Genomic DNA, 1,042 nt, shown 5'->3' with positions numbered 1-1,042 from the left:
ATCGCTAGTAATCGCGGATCAGAATGCCGCGGTGAATACGTTCCCGGGTCTTGTACACACCGCCCGTCACACCATGGGAGTCAGTAACGCCCGAAGTCAGTGACCTAACCGAGCGGTTACCGGAATAGGAGTTCGAAGTTTCAGACGCAGGATATATGGTTTCTTACAAAGAACGAACGACGAGCATAGCGGTGGCTATGTGAGGAGAGAGTGATGCAGGAAGAAAGCATATAGACAAGTATGAAACGAAGAAGTTCTATTGCGGTAATCGCTTGGAAGGAGCTGCCGAAGGCGGGACCGATGACTGGGGTGAAGTCGTAACAAGGTAGCCGTATCGGAAGGTGCGGCTGGATCACCTCCTTTCTAGGGAAGAAGTAGAAAATCAAATATGTGTTTTACTGTTGAGTTATCAAGGAAAAAGAGGTAGTTCTGCTACGCAGAACAAGCTTATTTACTAAGCTCGAAAGTACCTCGCTAAGTAAATAATGCTTCCGGTGTCGATGCGCTTGTGGGAAACACCCGTTCCCATCCCGAACACGACGGTTAAGACGCAAGCGGCCGATGGTACTGCATTGGAGACGATGTGGGAGAGCAGGTGGGCGCCGGATTAAAGAAAAAAACAAGCTGTGCTTGTTCATATAGAAACAGACACTGGTAAGTGAGTTCTGTCGGAAACAGAACGGTAAAAGGTAAAGATCGATGGACCGGTGTTAACCCGATCAGCAGGGAAGTGCTGTTATGATAACTGGTTTTACCAGTGATTAGAACTTATAAAAAGTTTTATGAGCTCTAATGACTGATAAAAATTCAGTCAGATATGTACCTTGAAAACTGCATACATGTAAATTTGATTAAACTTTAATCAAATATCCTTGATACAAACGTTAAAACGTAAGATAGGAAGACATCGATTTAGTCTGTGAGAGCAGATTAAGATCAACAATGAGAATCAAAAGACCGCATCACCTACGCTAGGGTGATGAGCGAAAGGTCAAGCAATAAGGGCACAGGGCGGATGCCTTGGCACTAAGAGCCGAAGAAA

The 1,042-nt window shown here is 45.2% G+C and carries 2 rRNA genes; both read left to right on the top strand.

Features of this window, described 5'->3' with window-relative positions:
* Window positions 1–363: ribosomal RNA gene (locus tag ACTQ50_RS19660) — 16S ribosomal RNA — on the top strand; the annotation flags it as partial.
* Window positions 364–490: 127 nt separating this feature from the next.
* A 5S ribosomal RNA gene (rrf, locus tag ACTQ50_RS19655) occupies window positions 491–608 on the top strand.
* Window positions 609–1,042 lie beyond the last annotated feature (434 nt).

The organism is Blautia sp. Sow4_E7, assembly GCF_052116245.1.
Lineage (GTDB): Bacteria > Bacillota > Clostridia > Lachnospirales > Lachnospiraceae > Blautia_A.
Note: the sequence above shows the minus strand (reverse complement) of the source record. Positions and strands in the feature narration are given on the sequence as shown.